At 64.7% G+C, this 17883-nt stretch carries 16 protein-coding genes; 2 read left to right on the forward strand and 14 right to left on the reverse strand.

The window, feature by feature from the left end; translation table 11 throughout:
• Positions 1 to 5 precede the first annotated feature (5 nt).
• The 11 genes from ABD283_RS12285 to ABD283_RS12335 all read right to left on the reverse strand — a co-directional run bounded on the left by ABD283_RS12285 (position 6) and on the right by ABD283_RS12335 (position 12683).
• On the reverse strand, positions 6 to 3317 hold the full coding sequence (locus ABD283_RS12285) for a hypothetical protein (RefSeq protein ID WP_344225293.1): 3312 nt from the start codon (positions 3315 to 3317) through the stop codon (positions 6 to 8).
• Positions 3318 to 3357: 40 nt separating this feature from the next.
• Positions 3358 to 3732, reverse strand: coding sequence for a sulfate permease (locus ABD283_RS12290; RefSeq protein ID WP_344225294.1), 375 nt, complete (start codon positions 3730 to 3732; stop codon positions 3358 to 3360).
• A 153-nt stretch (positions 3733 to 3885) separates the two neighbouring features.
• Positions 3886 to 5550, reverse strand: coding sequence for a ThiF family adenylyltransferase (locus ABD283_RS12295; RefSeq protein WP_344225295.1), 1665 nt, complete (start codon positions 5548 to 5550; stop codon positions 3886 to 3888).
• 86 nt (positions 5551 to 5636) lie between these two features.
• On the reverse strand, positions 5637 to 6632 hold the full coding sequence (locus ABD283_RS12300; protein WP_344225296.1) for an SMODS domain-containing nucleotidyltransferase: 996 nt from the start codon (positions 6630 to 6632) through the stop codon (positions 5637 to 5639).
• Entirely contained in the window at positions 6619 to 7734 is a 1116-nt protein-coding gene (locus ABD283_RS12305) for a CBASS cGAMP-activated phospholipase (RefSeq protein WP_344225297.1), read from the reverse strand. Before ABD283_RS12305 ends, ABD283_RS12300 begins: the two co-directional genes overlap by 14 nt.
• A 122-nt stretch (positions 7735 to 7856) precedes the next feature.
• Positions 7857 to 8126, reverse strand: a complete 270-nt coding sequence (locus ABD283_RS12310; protein ID WP_344225298.1) for a hypothetical protein — start codon at positions 8124 to 8126, stop codon at positions 7857 to 7859.
• A 61-nt stretch (positions 8127 to 8187) separates the two neighbouring features.
• On the reverse strand, positions 8188 to 8343 hold the full coding sequence (locus ABD283_RS12315; RefSeq protein ID WP_338197714.1) for a hypothetical protein: 156 nt from the start codon (positions 8341 to 8343) through the stop codon (positions 8188 to 8190).
• Between the two features lie 86 nt (positions 8344 to 8429).
• Positions 8430 to 9446 (reverse strand): ImmA/IrrE family metallo-endopeptidase, encoded by a 1017-nt coding sequence (locus tag ABD283_RS12320; RefSeq protein WP_344225299.1) that lies wholly within the window; start codon positions 9444 to 9446, stop codon positions 8430 to 8432.
• A gap of 7 nt (positions 9447 to 9453) precedes the next feature.
• Positions 9454 to 10119 carry a hypothetical protein gene (locus tag ABD283_RS12325; protein WP_344225300.1) on the reverse strand — a complete coding sequence of 222 codons (666 nt, stop codon included), beginning with the start codon at positions 10117 to 10119 and terminating at the stop codon, positions 9454 to 9456.
• Positions 10112 to 10681: a sigma-70 family RNA polymerase sigma factor gene (locus tag ABD283_RS12330; protein WP_344225323.1), complete on the reverse strand. Its 570-nt coding sequence runs from the start codon at positions 10679 to 10681 to the stop codon at positions 10112 to 10114. The genes ABD283_RS12325 and ABD283_RS12330 overlap by 8 nt, the downstream gene beginning before the upstream one ends.
• A gap of 187 nt (positions 10682 to 10868) precedes the next feature.
• The gene (locus tag ABD283_RS12335) at positions 10869 to 12683 is read right to left on the reverse strand and encodes an ATP-dependent DNA helicase (RefSeq protein ID WP_344225301.1); all 1815 of its coding nucleotides are present in this window, start codon (positions 12681 to 12683) and stop codon (positions 10869 to 10871) included.
• Positions 12684 to 12796: 113 nt separating this feature from the next.
• On the opposite strand from ABD283_RS12335, the gene ABD283_RS12340 reads away from it, so the two are divergent.
• Positions 12797 to 14281: a recombinase family protein gene (locus tag ABD283_RS12340; protein WP_344225302.1), complete on the forward strand. Its 1485-nt coding sequence runs from the start codon at positions 12797 to 12799 to the stop codon at positions 14279 to 14281.
• A gap of 364 nt (positions 14282 to 14645) precedes the next feature.
• Here ABD283_RS12340 and ABD283_RS12345 read toward each other — a convergent pair whose 3' ends face one another.
• The 3 genes from ABD283_RS12345 to ABD283_RS12355 all read right to left on the reverse strand — a co-directional run bounded on the left by ABD283_RS12345 (position 14646) and on the right by ABD283_RS12355 (position 17093).
• Complete coding sequence (locus ABD283_RS12345) at positions 14646 to 15503, reverse strand: exopolyphosphatase (RefSeq protein WP_259874848.1); 858 nt, start codon at positions 15501 to 15503, stop codon at positions 14646 to 14648.
• Positions 15504 to 15768: 265 nt separating this feature from the next.
• Complete coding sequence (locus ABD283_RS12350) at positions 15769 to 16206, reverse strand: anthrone oxygenase family protein (RefSeq protein ID WP_068483897.1); 438 nt, start codon at positions 16204 to 16206, stop codon at positions 15769 to 15771.
• Positions 16203 to 17093 carry an SDR family oxidoreductase gene (locus tag ABD283_RS12355; RefSeq protein WP_136651690.1) on the reverse strand — a complete coding sequence of 297 codons (891 nt, stop codon included), beginning with the start codon at positions 17091 to 17093 and terminating at the stop codon, positions 16203 to 16205. The genes ABD283_RS12350 and ABD283_RS12355 overlap by 4 nt, the downstream gene beginning before the upstream one ends.
• 103 nt (positions 17094 to 17196) lie before the next feature.
• Here ABD283_RS12355 and ABD283_RS12360 point away from each other — a divergent pair, with 103 nt between their 5' ends.
• Positions 17197 to 17853: a MerR family transcriptional regulator gene (locus ABD283_RS12360; protein ID WP_344225303.1), complete on the forward strand. Its 657-nt coding sequence runs from the start codon at positions 17197 to 17199 to the stop codon at positions 17851 to 17853.
• The last annotated feature ends 30 nt before the right edge of the window (positions 17854 to 17883 follow it).

The following is a 17883-nucleotide window of genomic DNA, read 5'->3' on the forward strand; positions in this document are numbered from 1 at the left end:
TCGTGTCAGCCACGGCCGTCTCCTCTCGGATCAGGCCGGACCCTCACACACCGTTCTTCTGACAGTCCCGCTCTGCCAAGTGCACCCTCCCGCCGTCCAGCGCGCGCCGCACGCACGAGAGCCAGGTTCGCAGATGAGTCTGCGGCAAGCGCGGCGACGACAGCGAGGAGACGATGTAGATCGGTTTCCAGTGATCTCAGGTTGTCCGGGAACGTGTCGTAGCCCAGCAGGTGCCACGGTTCTTCCATCGCCCGGTGAAGCGACTTTGCAATCACATGGTCGCTGAGGTGCGCCGCGAACGCCGCGGGGTTGTCCAGTTTTGTGAGCCGTGGGAACACATTGCCGGTGAGGTCCGTCACGAGGCCCGAGAGCGGATCTACGGTCAAGGGTGCAGACCCTTGATCCCCATTGACGTCAAGCACCCGTTGACGCCCGTTGAGGCGCGGGCCGATCTGGTTGGCGTCTTCGCCAAGAGTATTTATTTGCTCCGCAAGCTGGTTAGTGTCGAGGCCTCGTACATCCGCAGCGGTCAACGCGTTTCCGACCACGCGTGTAAGTCGAGAAGCAGCCTCAATGAGCGGAAGTGCGGCAGAGAGACGCTCGGTATCGGTGGCTCCGAGGACTGTGTTGGTGACTCGCATGCGTTCTTGGTTCCAAGCCACGGTCAGTTCAGAGTGGTCGTATTCTCGGCGGAGATTAGTGGAACCAAACTGATGCTCGCCAATTTGGTAGTCGTAACCCCCCGGGAGCACCAACTTGACGTCGACGTGCGTGGTTCTGGGGAAGCAACGCAGGAGGAGTCGTCCGAGCGCGATCACTCGGTCGTGTGGGTCGCCATGCGTTGCATCGGAGATATGAAGGACACGGGCGTAGGCGACCGCTTCGCCGCTAGATTCATTGATTCGGAGGTCGAGGATCCACGGGTCAGCGTTCCTGATCTTGGTTTCGATCGCGGGATCTCCACCGCATGAGCGAATAAGGGTCTGAGCGAGGTCGGGATCCAGTGCGTTGGCCGTCGTCAGGATACTTGCGACTTGTGTGATCGACGCGCCTTGCATGGCGTCTCCGAGAGGACTGGAGTTCAGAAGCGCGGATTGAGATTCCGCGGTGATGTCAAGCGAGCTTCCTTGGAGTTCGAACAGCAGCTCGTTCGCGAGGTCGATATCGTCTGCTTCGACAAGCATTTCGGCGAGTCGCCGAGCACCGATCGCTGCGGCCAGCGTCGATCCTCGCGAAGATTCGGGAGATGCTGCCATGTCCGCGATGGCACGGTTGAACTCCTCCGGAAAAAAGTCAGGAAGAACAGTTCCAGTAATGGCACAGAGCTGAGCAACAGGCTGATTCGCGGGTGGAACTCCATGCTGCTCGGCTATGTCAGTCCACTTAACCGCCCTTTCGTAGAAGTCATAGAGGCGCAAACCTCGTAGATAGGCCGCGAGCTTCACGGCGTCCCTGCCTTCGCGTAAGGCGGAGTCGTGAATCAGCTGGTCCAGTCTTGGCTCGTCCCTGAGCACATTCGGGATGAACCGTCTGACTTGTTCAGGAGCGAGAATAGGGAGGAGACGACTGATCGTATGGTCACGGGTTGGTGGCGGTTGGTTGTGGATTGCCTCGGAAATGGCGGTTGATCGCAGTTGATGTACGCCGGATATCGTTCCGTTGCGCTCGACCAACAGATGCTCTTCTGCTAAGCGTGCGAGGGGTTCCCGGAGTTCGATCTGAGTCACTCCGCAGGCTTCTGCGGCTTTATCGACAGGTAATGTTGCCGACCAGCGGTCTGCGGTCGCGGAGAGGCTCAACAGGTCGAGTTCGACGTTTCTTTGCTCAGAGATGCGGCGGCGCACCTGGTTGCCGATGACAGCGCTTAGGCGTTCTCCACGAGTGAGCAAGTGCGTGAACTCAAGGGTGAGCCCTCCGGATTGTTCGAATGCTTCTTTCCAATGGGGCGAGTCTGTTGAGTCTCGATCCCGTAGACCCTCGAAGATCGTCTCGGCGGCGTTTTCGTCCAACGCCACGGTGATCGTGGCGCACCCCGAAAGGTCGCCAAGTGAGATGAGGTCTTCGTGCCGGGCGGTCGTGATGATGAACAGGCCGGGTGTCGCTGCGGCTTCCTCACGTAGCTGAGACCACCCGCTGAACTGTCCTGCGCCGGCTGCGTCGATGAGGAGACCGATGGGGTTCGCGTCGGAAACCCGGTACGAACGACACAGCCTCAGCACCTCGGGGACGTCAGGGGGAGACAACCGGTTCACGCGAAACCACAGGACGCCCGGGAGAGCATGCGGGATCGACCAAAGCAGAGCGCTCTTGCCCACACCAGATGGTCCGGTCAAGATAACGGATGAGGTCTCCTGTATTCCCGTCACCGCTTCACCGATGAGGCCGGCACGGGGCACGACCAGACCTGCCGCAACATGTCCTGGCTGTGTCGCAACACCCTCATAGAAGTGATCATCGTGAAGCTCTTCGGTGAGAGAAACAGGTGAACAGAGACCGAAGGTGATTGCCGCTTCGAGCGCGTCGAAGTCAACTTGCTCTATGAAGCTCTGGCTCCGATCTATTAGCTCGTTTCGGTCGAGAGACTGCCTGTCGCTGTAATCGACTGGTGCATTCAATCTGGCTGTCTCGGCCGTGATGGTGCGGAGCTCACGTGCCAGGTAGTCAAGGACCGCTGGCCGTAACCTTTCGAAAGCTGTTCCCAGCAAAGTTCTGCTGCTCTCATCTAGATAGGACCAGGAGACTCCAAATACAACCGTGCGATCAAACAGCTCCTGAATATCCCTCTCGCCAAGGCCGCGCTTCTTCGCCGTGGCAGTGATTCTTTCCCGAAGTCTAGAATCTTGTCCGAGCGATTCACAGAGCGGTCGATCGAACTCTCCGAGTTCAGTTTCTCCTTCAACGCCACGCTCGAAAACGACGGTGAGACTGTCCAAATCACCACCACGTTTACGGTGTCGGAGCCAGGCGTTAACGACGTCGACACTTGCCTTCCCCACAGGGAACGCTCCTAAGTGCTCGCCTCTTGACTTGACCTGGACATGCCGAGAAGTGTCAGACTCAATCGTGATGTCTTCGAGCCCTTCGGGAACGAGCGTTTGAGCTTGAAGATCGCTAGCAATCAGCCGGGCAGCAAGCCAGGCCGCGACCGTGTGCTGGAAGTCAAAACCTCTGCTAGCCCAGGCGCCGCTTCTCGTTCCGCTCCACTCATCAATGACGCGCGCGGAATCATCCGCCTCAGCGTGGAGCGTGGTGGCCGCGGCAGCGCGTGAGGGACGCCGCTGTCCTGGCTTCCCGCGCTTCGGCTTCTTCTTGGCCACCACGTCATTGTCCCAGATACCGCCGACGTTCACGGTGAGCTCACACGTACGCCCGCTCCACAGCGTCTTCCGCCTCGTCGTCATAGCCGTATCGTTCGGCGTCGCGGCGCGCCTTCCACTCCTGCATGCGTGCGCCGATGAGCACGACGACGCTGACCGGGCCGATCCAGATCAGTTTCAACGAGTTCCATAAGGACCACAGCACCACCAGGTGCAGCCACCCGGCACCGTCGTTCTGCGCGAGTTCGGAGCAGGTGGCGGCGATGAGCAGGTACGGAATCGCGAGGAGCATCGCGGGAATGCCCCACTTCAGGTTGCGTCGGTGTCGGATCGCGTCGAGCAGCCGGTTGGTGGGCATGTAGCGGCGCAGGTAGTAGCGAGTGTGGGCGCTGAGCGTCCAGATCAGGCGGATCATGGCGGGCCTCTCGTCACACGTGTCTCTCCGTCGAGGAGGCAGTACGTGTATGAGCGCCCAAGCTGGGCCGTCCCGAAGGACCCGCAATCGAAGAGGACCTGCCTCGCCTCCCACTGTACGCCGGCGCACCGACAGGCATAACCCAGTGCTATCTCATGTGCGAGTGTTCGACGCTGCGGGAAGGAAGCGATGCCGTGGCCCGGCTGGTGCGTGTGGCAGGGCGATGAGGTGGGTTCCTGAAACGGGCGCCTCTGCCTGTTGGAGGTGCAGGCCGATCATGTTGACGAGTGTCGCGGCGACGGCAGCGAGGTCCGCGGCCGAGCCGTGGAACGTGGGTACGGAGCATCCTCTGGTGGGGATCAATTCGTCGCCTTCGGCTGCGTCCTCCCAGAGCGGGTGATACAGCTCCAACCCGCCATCGGCCACCACTGAGCGGCCTACCTGGTCGTCAAGCTCAGACGGCGTACAGACGGCACCAGGCGCGCAGATGTTGGCGATACCGAGTGATCCCGTCCTGGCGTCGGTGGCGACCTGTGCGATGAGGGCCTTGCGGTCTTCGCCTGCGAAGGTGTCCAGGTAGGTGGTGATGCTGTGGCTGACGGTGGCGTCGATGATGAGGTCCGCGGCAAGAGAGACAGCTGAATCGGGGACGCTTCCTTCTGCGACGGTGACGGTGAGGTCGTCGCTGATCGCGCGGAGACGGGTGGCGAGGGCATCGGCTTTCGTCTGGCCGATGTCGGCTTCGGTGTAGTTCTGTCGGACGAGGAGTCCGCCGGTGATGATGCCGGGGTCGCAGACAGTGATGGTGCCGGCTCCGGCGCGTGCGATGAACTCGGCGAGCCATGAGCCCAGTCCGCCGCAGCCCCAGATGTGAACGGTCTTTCCTTGGAAGCCGTTGACGGGACGGCTGTCGTCGCGCCGGGTCGTGACCTCTCGCCGTTCGTCAGACATGTTGCACCATTCGATGGGGATGTCGGCGTTGATGATTCCGGGGTCGAGGTTGACCGCGGTGCCGTGCTTCTTGGCGAGGTGTCGCAGGGCGTCGGCGGTAGTTGCGGGGAGGCGTCCACCGAGAAGATGGTGCGGTCCGCCTGCGGGGTGCGGCACGGCGAGCACGAAGTACTGCTCGGTGCCGTCAGGGTTTCGTAGAGCGCTGGCGAGGAGTGATGTGAGGAATGCGGGTGACTGCGGTGCAACCTGTGGTGGTCGTCCTTCGGCGCGGTCGAGACGGGGGTCGTCCAGGAGCGTCAGGAACAGCGCGAAGGTGGATGCCGCGCCGAAGGGGAGGTCGCTCGCGAGGGTGAAGACGGGTGTGCGGTGTCCGTCGTGGTCGGTCGAGTAGGTGAGGTCGTAGCGGTGCGGTGAGCGGGCGACGAGCCGGGCGATCTGCTGCCGCTTCGGCGGCCCAGGTTCGCGGACGACGATGGTGGGTGTGTCGTCGGCGTGGTGGAGCACTCCTCCGACAGCGTGGTACATCGCGGTCGAGGGATCGAATGCTCCGCCGGCGGCGTCGGTGAGCCAGTCCCACAGTCGGCTGAGAAATCCGGCCATTCCGGCGGTCGGCTGCCACTCGCGGGAGGGGTCGAAATAGATGCAGAGCCGCTGGCCTTGGAGGACGTGCGGGAAACCGAGGAAGCGGGTGTGGTCAACCTCGGCGCTCGGGGGCGCGAACAGCGAGGGGCGAATCTTGACGACGAACTCTTCGTCGTCTCCAAGTTCCAGCCCGCCGGGGCGGTGAGGAATGTCGGCAGTGTGGAGCCGGAGTCGGAGGGTGGCGTCGCCGTCGGTGCCTACCTGGGGCTGCTGTGCTATCCGCACGTCGCGGGGGTGGTCCCTCGCGAGTGACCTCAGCTCGTCAACGAGATGCTTCTGCCAGGCCGACAGTGGGGCCCGGTTGCGGCGGCTCATCCCGCGCGGCCAGACCGCCCCACGGTGGAAGTGGCCGCGGGAGCTGCTGCCGGGAACTTCGCGCTGCTGGACGAGGTAGCCGGAGCCTTGAAGCCGTCACCGAAGATGCCCTGCCACAGCTCGATGCTGCGCTCCTTGTCCTCCTCCTCGTAAGCCTCCTCGATTTCGGCGGCGTGGACATGGATGCGGTCTCGGAAGTAGCTGTAGGTGGACTGCTCCCAGCGATGGTCGAAGGTGACCCCGGACCCGGACGGGTCTGGAATGGAGGGCTTGGTCGGGCGTGCTTGGAGCCAGGCGTCGAGGTCCTTCACGAGGTGCAGGAGGGTGGTCGGGACGTCGCTGTAGTAGCCGGGGTCGAGCAGCGTGCGCAACTCGGTGACCTGCTCGCCGAGCAGTGTGGTCAGGAGGATCGACCGGGTCCCGGTGAAGGAGTTCTTGTGGTCGCGCAGGTACTTCATCAGCCGGATGACCTTGCGGAGGTTGCCCTTCGCGAGCGTGTCCTTGTCCCTCATCCAGTCTGTGAAGCCCTGGGGGTCGGTCTGCTCCCAGTCGTTGTCGTCGCGGTTGACGATGACTTCGCGGCCATCGGCGAGGTTGAGGTGCGGCACGATGTCGAGGTGCATGGAGTTCGCGTAGACGACTCGGACGCAACGGCACTTGCGTGAGTGCGGCATGTTGCCGTAGGTGCTGTGCCGGTGCAGAGCCGCGTAGACCTCCTCGATGTACTTCTTCGGATCGTCGGACCAGTCCGCGTTCTCGCTCATGTCGAGCATGAAGTCCGCGTCGAACTCGTTGCTGCCCACCGGGTTGATGATGGTCTTGTGCGCCCACGAGCCCTGGGGCGTCTTGCCGAGGACCAGGTGTCCGATCTGCTCGTCGGCCTTCAACGCCTTGTAGACCGCCTCGACGCGAGAGTCAAGCGAGTCGAGCTTCACCTGGCCGAGGTTGACGGTGTCCTTGAGCAGGACGTTGAAGTAGTCAGTGAGCTTCATCGGAGGCCTCCGTGGTCGATGTGCTGGTCGGGTTGCCGCGGTGTCGGTCTCCGATCAACGGTGTGTAGTCGGCCGCGCGATGATCTGCGAACCGCGCGGTGTAGATGGGGCTGAGCTCGCGGCTCACGGAGGCGGCGAGGCCGGCGACATCGCTCGGGTCTGCCGCGTCGAGTGCGTACAGTCCGCCCGGCACGAGAGCATCGAACCTGGTGTAAGCGGCCTTACCGATCAGATGCTCAGCGATGCCCTGTCCGCCACGGCTACCGGCGGTGAGGATCAGTGGCGCGATCGGCTTCGCCCAGTTGAACAGCCCGCCGTGGTCGAGGCGCTTGGGGTGGTTCGTGAGCTGGTCGATGGTGCCGACGTTGAGCACCCTGATCGAGGCGAGCGGTGCGTCGAGCATGCTCACGGCCTCGGCGATCGCGACGACGGAGGGGTTGTTCGCCCACACGCCGCCGTCGATGAGGCGGTGTCCATCGACACGCGCGGCAGGGAAGTAGAGCGGCGCCGCCGAGGTCGCCATTGCGATGTCGACCATCGGGATGCGCCAGTCTCGGGCGAGCCGTGTGTGGTGGGGCGTCTTGAAGATGTGCACGGAGCCTCGTTGCACGTCCCACGCCGGGATGACCAACCGCTTCGTGCTGTCTCCCAACCGCGCTTCGCCGAGCACCTTCGTCAAGGCGGTGCGCAGCGCGTCGGCGTCGTAGATGGGTGCAGTGAGTTGGCGAGGCCGCCGCCACAGTCGACGACGCGCGGCCGGGAAGACCGCCTCGACCAGTTCTTCGTAGTGCCCGACGATCTCGCTCGGGGTGAGACCGGCACCGAGCGCGAGTGCGACGATCCCGCCGGCCGATGTGCCTGCGATCATGTCGAAGGAGTCCTTGATGCTGACGTCGAGGTCTTGTTCAAGGCGCGCGAGCACGTGGGCGGTGAACAGTGCCTTGGCTCCGCCGCCATCGAGGGCGAGGATCTGGAAGCGATCGACGGATGGGGTGCTTGGCTCGATAGTCGTGGATGGATGGCCCTGCCGTCCGGACGCGGCGGCCTGACCGGCCGGCATCTCGCCTCCGGGATCGGTCGAACTTGCAGGAACTACACCCATGTAACTACTCTACGCTGCCACACCGACACCATCGAGGCGTGAGACGGAGCCGTACTGGTCGTACTCATGCCGTTGCTCGCCGAGCAGTCGGCTCCGCAGGAGCGGCTTGTTGGCTTCCCCGCCTATACATGCTTACGGAGCCAATCCCAAGACTTCTGCGGGAGCCAGCCCGAGTAGCTGTCGCCCGAGATGTCAACGACGAGCACTCTGTCGGAGTCGTCCAGCGCGGGCTTGAGTTGGTCGAAGGCTTGGCTCGGGCTGAGTGACGAGACGACGATCCAAGTTGAGTCGAGATAGTGCCACCAAGTACCAAGCGCCTTGATTTTCTCGTAGAGGTCCTCGTACTTCTGTCCAGGTTTGTTGAGGTCATAGCTGATGAGCAGTGCGCTCATGTTCATCTCCTGATGTGTTATGGGTTAGGCCGGCGACACCGAGGCGCCGCCGGCCAAGCGGCTACTTCTCGTTGCGGACGCCCTTGTGCTGTTTGGGGCTGCCGTTGAGAATCCGGCCAGTGCCGGTGTCGCGCTTGAACCATGTGGTGCCGCGCTTGAACTCGCTGCGGCTCTTCACGGCACCGACGCGGTGTCCTCGTCCGGTGTTCTTGGCCATCTCCTTCACCTCCGTCCCGACAGCCCGGGTCCGCGTCCGCGGGGGCTCTCACTGAGTAGTCGAGATAGGGCTGTGTGGAGTTAGCGTCAGGAACGGCAGTCCACGCAGAGGCCGTCGACGACGAGGTGTGGCTGGAACTGAAGGAAGCACTCGGTGCAGGTCAGTGCGCGCTTGGCATCTCGCTGACAGCGGCAGTCGCCGCAACGAGGACAGAACGGCTGGCCACAGTCCGAGCAGGGGTACCCTCGGCGCTCGAAACTGGTCCCGCAGCATGACCCTGTGAGCAGGGGGCGTGTGTCGAAGTCGCGCTGGATGGGCGCATGAAACTGCTCGACCTCCCAGATGTCTCGGTCGCAGAACACGGCCATGACGCGCTTGTCGTCCCCGATTGCGTCGACGTAGAAGTCTGCTTGCGTGCCCCAGGGTGTGCGCCAGGAAAGGCGCCGAGCCGCGGATGCTCCTGGTGCCAGGCCGAGTAGGGGGTGGCCTTCGGTGAGCTTCTGGTCACGCCAAGGGAAAACGGTGGGCCAGCCTTGCTCGGGGTCGGGCTTGACGCTGCCGTGAGTGACGGTGCCGGTGTAGCGGTCGATGATCGCGATGGCCCCCAAGCCGGGCAGGTGCTTGGCGAGAGCGATCGCGCACACCGGCCGGCTGGCCTGGGAGGCGTTATAGAGGTCGATCAGGTGCTGCGCTCTGATCGGTCCGTTAGCGATGACCGCTGTTGCCGCAGACTCGGGCAAGAGCAATCGCTGGGCGATCCGGTCACAGACGGTTTCGAGAAGGCGGCCGGGCTCGTCCTGGTCGGCTATCCAGTCATAGATGTCCGGGGCGCTCTCGGCGAGCCAATGCCCGAGTTCGTGGGCGAGTGTGAAGTTCTCACGCCGACTCGCTGGCGTGGGCGCATACAGGATCACCCCATCTTGGAGGAACGAGACGCCATCACACGCGCCACCGTCGTCACGGGAGCTAGCCAGGTGTTCGACGGCTCTGACAGTCAGCTCAAGGTCGTCGCGGAGGACGCTAACCGGGTCCCCGGCGAAACGGGCTCGAACATCATCCGTCAGCAGGGACAGTGCCTGGTCTACACAACCTTCCAGGTTCATGCGGGTCTCACCCTCGATCGGCTTGCTCGACAGAGGCGACAAGGGCGTCAAGCGAGCGCAACAGTTGCTCTGTGTCCGGGTGCTCCCCGCGATGCACGGTCGCAAGCATCCGGCTTTCGAGCGTCGCAGCAGCCACGGCACGTGACACTCGTCGGGCCTGCGACCAGCGCGCGACGAGCTGTTCAAACAGCGGATGCGCGCGTACAGCGCCTACATGATCGGGCAGAGAAGCCGATGACGGAGCTGAGATCAGGTCGTCTACCCGTGCTCCGAAGATGTCAGCGATTGCCTGTACCACGGCGGGAGGTACGTCTGCCGCTGTACGAGTCTCCCACCTGAAAACATCGCTCTTGTCGAACTGCCACCCTCGCTCATGCAAGCGTGCGGCAACGTCACTGACGCTCAGTCGCGCACGCTTTCTTACACGAGACAATGCGGCAGAGTCGAGACGACATTCGCTGTCAGGGAGTAGACCCAGCATTGCTGCCACGGGGTCATCTTCAAGTGCGGGCGCGCCTTGGGCGGCGAGCCAGAGTGCATCCGCCGTCTCAACGATGCCATCAAGTTCTACGCGCTCTCGGTCGTTCAGCTCGACGTCACGCAGGATCAGTTCGCGCTCTTGGGGTCGTTCGAGCAGCTCGGCGACAAGCTTGTCGCGTTCGTCGTCATTCATTTTTCCCTTCCTCCTTTCTCTGCATTTCCTCTCGAAGGAGCGCTAGCGATCGTGTCGACATCTGGCTCACACGCGCCGGACTCACGTTCATCTCGGCTGCTACCTCAGATCGCAGCCTCCCCAACGCCGCGGTCTCCCACACCGCCTTTCGATGGCGTTCGTCCAATATCGCGAGACTGTCCCACGCATGACCAGCCCGTTCTTGTTGGTCGATGGCTTCCGCAATGTCTTCCGCGAGGTCAGAGTCATCGGCACGGTCATGGACGGCTTCGACGAACTCGGGCCCGGCGTGCCGTACCTCTGCTGATCTGATTCGATCCAGAGCCTTTCGCTTCGCCGCGGTCACCAGAAATGCTTCCCAGTTCCGCACATTCTCCGGAGGCGAAGCCATGATGGAGACGATCGCGTCCTGCACCGCGTCTTCCGCCTCAGAGGCGCGACCAGCCTCGCGCAGCACTGAGGCCGCAACCTTGTGCATAGCGTCTCGATGGCGGAGGTAGAGAGCACCGAGGTCTGGCGGCATGTTGGTCATCGCTGCCGCCTCGGCCCCTCGCCCCAGCATCGGCACCAGCGAGGCTGTCTCATCATCGGCCTCGTCCTCCTCACCTCGTAGTCGAGATAGCACCTGACGCAGTTAGGCCATCCTGATGCAGACCTGGACCGCCCTCCTGACGATTGTCTCGCTTGCAGTCAGTTCTGCGACGCATCTAGACGTGTCGGATCTTGCGTGCGACCCGGGCAGGGTCGCGTCACAGGCGCCGGTCGGGGGCAGCGTGCTCGACAGGTCGTCGCTCGGCAGCGGTCGGGCGCTGCCGCGCAATCGCACGTGACCGTGCGAGCGCACTTCTTGCGCGGGCGAAGTCGATCTTCTGCCCCGTGTCCTCCGGTTCCTGTCCGAGGGGTGTGTCTTCGGTGATGCCGTAGCGGTCGCGGTAGGCGGCGACGGTGCGGGCGTGCCGTCGCCACGCCGCTGTCTTGCGCGGGTCGGGCGGCGGGTCACCGAGTGGCACCGTCCAGGGCTCCGCGGCGTCGCGGGCGGTGTCGAGCACGGCGTCGGTGCGGGTCTCGATCAGCTCGCGTCGCTCATCGAGCGCGTGGCGCATGTCGCGGGTCATCCGGCCGTCCGCGGACGGGATCAGTCCGGCGATCAGGCGCGGTGCCTTGCGGGTGCGGCCCGAGCCGGCTGGGCGTGCGGTGGCACGGGCCACCCGGTAGTGCAGCACGGAGGCGATGTCGTCGGCATCGGCGAACCCGCGCGCAGCGACCAGGCGCGGGAGCAAGGTGTCGAGGTTGTGGTGGTTGGCCTCGGCGCGGCGCAGTTCGGCGGTGAGTGCCCCGAACGCCTCGGACTCGATCGCGGCGTCGGCTTGTTCGGTAGTCAGCCCGGAGGCGCGGATGAGGGTGGCCCAGCGGTCGCGTTGGGCTGCGGCGGCGATGGTCTCGTACTCGGCGGCGAGCTGGGCGATCGACCCCCACTGCTCCTGTTCGGCAGTGATGGTCTCGTGCGCGGACAACTCCGCACCGACGTGCTGGAGCACGCCGAACAAGACGGACCGGCCGGTGGCGTCGGGGTTGTCGCCCGGATGCGGCTCGGCGTGCTCGTCTGGCCGGTCGAGGATCACGTAGGCGCGGTTGGAGTGCTTGCCGCGGGTCATCGCGACGTAGAGGTTCTCCCGCGTGGTGGTCGGCTCCACCAGCACGTGCGCGGTGTCGACGGTGACGCCTTGCGCCCTGTGGGCGGTGACCGCGTAGCCCAGATCGGCGTGATCGGCCACGTAGGCGGTGGGGAGGACGATGGAGCCGCCGAACCGGCGGCCGGTCTTGCGGATGGTGACTGAGCCGTCGTCGCGGACGCCGGTGATGGTCCAGGTGTCGCCGTTGCGCACCCACGTCTTCCCGTTGCGTAGGCGGCGGTCGTTTCGGCGGGTGATGATCGTGTCCCCGATCCCGGCGGTGGTGCCGTCGTTCAGCTCGACCTCCCGACCTGGCTTCAAGGTGCCGTCGAGGATCAGATCGGCACGAGCGCGCTGGTTGAGGGCGGCCACGTGGTCGCGGGTCTCGGCGACCAGCACCGACACCAAACCTTGGTTCCGGTCGGCGCGCCATGCGGTGTAGGCGGCGTCGGTCATCGCCTCGGCGTCACCGTCGCTGAGGCGGTTGTGGTCGAAGTAGGTGTCGATCACCTGCGTGCGACCGTGACGGAGTGCGAGAGAGGCGGTCTTCTCCCAGGCGTGGGTGAACCGGTGCACGTCGACCAGCTCGGGTGCATCGTCCCGGTCACCGACGAGAAGTCCGAAGGCGCCGCCGGCGTCCACGGACTGGAGCTGGGCGTAGTCGCCTACCAGGAGCACCTTCGCGTCGGCCCGTTCGGCCAGGTGCGTGATCCGATCCAAGGACAGGGTGCCGGCGAGGGAGGCTTCGTCGATGATGACGAGCTGACCCGCCTTGAAGTCCTCGCCGTGGAGGAGGTGGTTCTGCCACCACTTCGCGGTGTTCTCCGTGGCGATCCCGAGGTCGTCAGCGAGGACCTGCGCGGCCACCGCGGACGGTGCGAGCCCGACCACGGACCCGGCGCCTTGTTCCTTCTCCCACGTCCGGCGCAGCGCGGACATTGCCGTCGTCTTGTCGACGTGTCGGGTTTGACCGGCGTACCTACCAGGCAACGAGGGAGGTCGTCATGGACGGCACAGCAGCAAGCAGTGGCATGGAGCAGGTGGTGGTGTACCTGCGCATCTCCGAGGATCGTACCGGTGCGGAGGCCGGGGTCGAGCGGCAACGCCAGGACTGCCTGGAGCTGTGCGCGCGGCTCGGGATCAGCGACCCGGCGATCTTCATGGACAACGACATCTCGGCCTACTCGGGCAAGAAACGCCCCGGCTACCTCGACCTACTCGAACGCGTGAAGCTGGGGCCGTCGCGGATTGTGGCATGGCATGTGGACCGCCTCTACCGTCGCCCCCGCGAACTGGAAGACCTCATCGACCTCGTGGAGACGCATCCGATCCGGATCGAGACGGTCAAGGGCGGCGCGTTCGACCTGAACACCCACGAAGGCAGGCTCATGGCCCGTCAGCTCGTCGCGATCGCCTCCTACGAATCCGGCCACAAAGCCGACCGCATCCGCCGGGCGAACCAGCAGAAAGCCGAGCGCGGCGACTGGCACGGCGGGGCAAAGTACGGGTACGGCATCGGCGGCGTCCTCATCCCCGAAGAAGCCGCCGTCATCCGCGAGATGGCCGACCGGTTCCTCGCAGGGCAGTCGGTGCGGCAGATCACCAGGTGGCTCAACCGCGACGACGGACCAACACCGCCGTCGAAAGGCAAGAGCCGGTTGAACGTGTGGCACGAGAGCACCGTCGGCTCGATCCTGTGCTCCGCGCGCATCTCGGGGCAGCGCGCCTACGAACCAGCATCCAAGACGACGGCGACGTGGGAACGGCGCGATCGGGCGATCCTGGGGCCGGGGAACTGGGAGGCGATCATCACCCCGGAAGAGACGATGCGTATCCGGGCGGTGTTCAACCATCCCGACCGGCGCGTGGGCCGCTCCTCCAAAAGCCTGCTCGCCGGGCTGATTTCCTGCGCGAAGTGCGGGAACACGCTCGTGTCGTCGGGGTTGCACCGAGGCGAGACGTCTATCGGGAAGCGCCGCTTCTACCGTTGCCTGCCCCTGCCCGGCAGGCCCGAGCGGGGCGGGCTCGTCGTGTCCGCGCACGGCATCGAAACCCTGGTAAGCGAAGCGATGATCGCGCGCCTAGCCGCGACCACGCTGCCGACCGCCGCGCCGGGCGAGGACGCCGGGATCACCGCGGCGATGGAGCAGATCACCGCCGCCCGTCAGCGGATGGAGGACATGGCCCGCGACTACGGAGCCGGGCTGCTCTCCCGCACCGAGCTCCACGCCGCGAAGACCGCCGCCACCGCGGCAATCAACAACGCAGAACTCGTCCTGGGACGTAACGCGAAGTCGTCCGCGTTGAAGGGTATCCCCATCGGCGACGAGCAGGCACTACGAGAGGCGTGGGAAACCGAGTGGTCGATCCCGCAGAAACGAGCGATCATCGCCGCACTGATCGACACCCTCATCGTCAAACCCGCACAGCCCGGCAAGACCGGGGCGAGGTTCCGACCCGAACGCGTCGAACTCACCTTCAAAGCCTGAACCAACACGGCACGCGCGAGGTCATCGCTCGGGGCGAGTGAGGACGCGGAGCTTCGCCAGGGCGACCGGATCGGTCACACCGACCGGCACCCCGGAACGCTCGCACGCCTCGCGCGTCCACACCACCGGGTCAAACCCCGGCGGCAGACCGCTCGGAACCCGGCTCTGCCGCTCACGAGCCGAGGGTGCCGGGGAAGCCTTGGGGTGCTGTGTGCTGCTGTGGTTGCCATGCCAGACAGGTACGCAGCATCAACCACAATATCTAGTGCGAATGAAGCGATGCAAACGCTATATGTAGATGTTGTCGCGAGTAGCGCCACCCGGTCGATGCCACCCGGAGGCCGGGCCGCGCCACCGAGGAGGTTCACCGTTCAGGCGTCGGGTTGGGGTGGGCGGCGCGTATGGCGTCTGTCAGCGCGTTGTCGTCGCGGAGTGAGTCCGGCGGTTCACCGTTGAGCAGGCGCAGCAGTATGCCGTCGCCGGTCGGGGTGCCGGTGTGCTTCGCCGCGGGATGGCCCAGTACGATCCGCAGCAGCGCAGTCCAGGACCGTGGCGGCAGACCCAGCACGACCGGCACGGTGCGGTCGCGGCGCAGCACCTCCACCGCACGGGACCGCGAAGACAGGTCAGCCAGCCGATAGGCCACATGCTCCACGCAGTCGGCCACGAGCGCGGCATCCCAGCCCTCCAACACGAACAGTCCCACCACCTCCGACAGCACGGCAGCGACCGGCCCGTCATCCTCACCGGACTCTGGATCATCATCGTCGGGAGCGACCGCGAACGCAGGATGGTAGTCGGCCAGGCCCTCTCGGTCCGCGAACCGCACGGCATCATGGAATCCGGCGATCCTGGGCGTGCGGCGGGCCTTGCTCGTCGCCACCAACAGCCCAGCAGCCCGAGCCTCGACGCCGCAGGTGATCTGCACGGCGCGGGTGACCACGGCCCACGGGTTCCCTGCGTTCCGCGTCGAGGGGGCGAGCATGACCTCGAACGCCGCCGACGCGATATGCCACGGGTCGAGGTTGTGTTTCCTGGCCAGCCGTCGATACCGCTCGGCGGTGTAGCGCATCAGATCCGCCGCCTCCCGATCACCCTGCCACGCCCCAGGCCCAGACTCGTGCAGGCGGAGGAGCAGGGCGCGTAGCCCTTCGGGCGTCTCGAATCCTCGGCTGCCTGGCTCCGCAGCGTCGTCGGCGGCGGGCGGGGTGTGTTCGGCCACGGTGGTACCTCCCGTGAAGGAGGTGGCCCACCAGGAGCCAGACCAGGACGCTCACCAACGCGCCCCTATGCCCGCCGCTCGTCAGCATTACTGTTCGACTTATCCCAGTGCCATTTCGAAACTCTCGGCTGACCGTTGAGATGGCGACGGAGGAATTACCTGGGGTGGATACCTTGTGCTCCGGGGGCGCAGCCGTGGCTCAGTTCGCGGCGCTCGGGCGTTGTTCTGTTCATGCCGTTCGTGTGCTTTCTGGTGAGGGAAGTTGCTAGACGGCGGCGAGTCCGATGGTGACGAGGATGAACCCGAGGAGCTGAAGCGATCCTCGGGTGATCTGGAAGACATCCCAACGGCGGCGCATTGCGATGAAGCCTTCGGGTGCGGTGTCCTGTTTGATGCGTCCGGTGCGGAAGTTGATGGGCACGTTGCCGAAGATGGTGACGATGAGCGCGATCCCGAGGGCGACGGCGGCGGAGATCAGCCAGGCCGAGGGCGTCGGGATTGCGACGGTGATCGCGAGGACGGTGGCGGCGGTCATGCCGATGGGCATGATGCGTCCGTAGGTCTTGAGCAGCCCTTTCTCGAAGGTGAGCTGGTCGTCGGGAGCGAGTTTTCGGATCACGGGGTGCACGAGTGCGACAGAGGCGAACTCGGCTGACCCGACGAATCCGGTGACGAGGATGGTGGCAGTCTCCAGCCAGTTCATGATGTTGACCTTTCGGCGGCGTTGTCGCGCTGTAGCGCGATCCATCTGGCGAACGGGGTGGGAGGGGTGCCGAAGTCCTGGAACCACGCGGTGGTGTCGGTCACGTCGCCGTGGCGGTCAATGCTGTCGAGGATGCCCAGGGGTCTGGTCATCTCGCCCTTCAGGAATAGGCGATTGATGGCGCGCATGAATCCGAGCGGCATGACCCGCACCGCGTTCGATGCAACGGGCTTGCCGGATATTGCGCCCGCGTATGCGGCGGTCGCCTCCCGCAATGTCATCGTCTGCTCCCCGGCCACGTCGTAGACCTTGTTCGCGGTTTCGGGCATCTCGAACGCGCGGGAGGCAGCCGCCATGATGTCGTCAGCGGCGACGGGGTGGATCGGGTGCGGTTGGTTGCCGATGAGTACCGGGCGGCCGCCTCGGATGAACTTCGCGAGCGTTTCATTGATGAACCCGACACGGAACACGGTGGATGCCACCGGGCTGGCCATCAAGAGTTGCTCGCCACGGGCCTTGGAGTGTTCCCAGGGATAGTCGGCATAGGCGGGCTGTGCGAACATGCCGGAGATCAGCACCACGCGCCGCACCCCAGCCGCTTCAGCGGCGGCGGCAACGTTCGCAACGCCGTCTTCCTCGATGTGTCGCGCCCGCTCAGGGTCGCTCCCACCGTTGAGGGTCAGCAGCACGCCATCAACGTCGGTGAACGCGGCCACCAACGTGTCGGGGGCCGTGACGTCACCCCGCACGGTCTCGACACCCTTTGGTAGCGATGCCTTCTCTGGCGACCGCACGATCGCGCGCACTGTGTGGCCGTCTGCCAGCAGGCGGGTAAGGGCGTACCCACCGAGGTACCCGGTTGCTCCTATGACAGCGATGCGTGCCATCCCCGCCTCCTCATGGATAGTGTGATTATCTATTTATGGATACTAGTATTATCCATCTGAAAGCGCCAGCGCGATGGGAACGAGGTGCAACGTGGAGATGCGGATGGCGGAGCTGTCACGGCGGTCAGGGCTCAGCGTGCCCACGATCAAGTACTACTTGCGCGAAGGGCTGTTGCAGCCGGGGCGACGGACGAGCGTGAATCAGGCCAGATACGACGATGCCCATCTCGAACGCCTCCGACTGATCCGCGCGCTCGTGAAGGTTGCCGGGCTTCCGCTCGACAAGGTTCGGGAGGTCGTGCAGGCGGTCAGCATTGAGTCTTCCGTCCTCGATGCGATGGGCGTCACCCAAGACGCACTCGTTGGCGACGTTGGAGCCGTCCCAGGCGAGGATGCTGCGTTACAGCTACTCTCGGAGCTCGTCACCGCGCGCGGTTGGCGATGCCAGGAGGGGTCGCCCGCGCACGCCGCAGCGGTTCAGGCGATAGCTGAGCTGCAGGCCGAAGACCTCACCCTTCTTCTGGATCGTCTCGATGAGTACGCCGACGCCGCGGACGCGGTTGGACGCATCGACGTCCGGGCCGTCGCTGAGGCCGAGAACCTCGAAACGATGATCCGCGGTGTCGTCCTGGGCAGCGTGCTTCGCCGCCCACTCCTGGACTCCCTCGTGCTCCTTGCCCAACAGCACTACGCCAACCAGCTCAACCAGAAGATCGAAACCACCAGGCACGACACTCCCACACGTCAAGCTCGCGCATAGCGCTCATCGCTCGACACGGATCACCTGCCC

The organism is Kocuria atrinae, assembly GCF_039531425.1.
Classification (GTDB): Bacteria; Actinomycetota; Actinomycetes; order Actinomycetales; family Micrococcaceae; genus Kocuria; species Kocuria atrinae.

What these genes read in the sequence shown, in the direction of transcription:
- ABD283_RS12310 (WP_344225298.1), bottom strand. Translation starts at nt 8,126, where the DNA reads ATGAGCGCACTGCTCATCAGCTATGACCTCAACAAACCTGGACAGAAG.
- ABD283_RS12290 (WP_344225294.1), bottom strand. Translation starts at nt 3,732, where the DNA reads ATGATCCGCCTGATCTGGACGCTCAGCGCCCACACTCGCTACTACCTG.
- ABD283_RS12300 (WP_344225296.1), bottom strand. Translation starts at nt 6,632, where the DNA reads ATGAAGCTCACTGACTACTTCAACGTCCTGCTCAAGGACACCGTCAAC.
- ABD283_RS12350 (WP_068483897.1), bottom strand. Translation starts at nt 16,206, where the DNA reads ATGAACTGGCTGGAGACTGCCACCATCCTCGTCACCGGATTCGTCGGG.
- ABD283_RS12330 (WP_344225323.1), bottom strand. Translation starts at nt 10,681, where the DNA reads ATGCTGGGGCGAGGGGCCGAGGCGGCAGCGATGACCAACATGCCGCCA.
- ABD283_RS12320 (WP_344225299.1), bottom strand. Translation starts at nt 9,446, where the DNA reads ATGAACCTGGAAGGTTGTGTAGACCAGGCACTGTCCCTGCTGACGGAT.
- ABD283_RS12340 (WP_344225302.1), top strand. Translation starts at nt 12,797, where the DNA reads ATGGACGGCACAGCAGCAAGCAGTGGCATGGAGCAGGTGGTGGTGTAC.
- ABD283_RS12315 (WP_338197714.1), bottom strand. Translation starts at nt 8,343, where the DNA reads ATGGCCAAGAACACCGGACGAGGACACCGCGTCGGTGCCGTGAAGAGC.
- ABD283_RS12305 (WP_344225297.1), bottom strand. Translation starts at nt 7,734, where the DNA reads ATGGGTGTAGTTCCTGCAAGTTCGACCGATCCCGGAGGCGAGATGCCG.
- ABD283_RS12360 (WP_344225303.1), top strand. Translation starts at nt 17,197, where the DNA reads ATGGCGGAGCTGTCACGGCGGTCAGGGCTCAGCGTGCCCACGATCAAG.
- ABD283_RS12355 (WP_136651690.1), bottom strand. Translation starts at nt 17,093, where the DNA reads ATGGCACGCATCGCTGTCATAGGAGCAACCGGGTACCTCGGTGGGTAC.
- ABD283_RS12325 (WP_344225300.1), bottom strand. Translation starts at nt 10,119, where the DNA reads ATGAATGACGACGAACGCGACAAGCTTGTCGCCGAGCTGCTCGAACGA.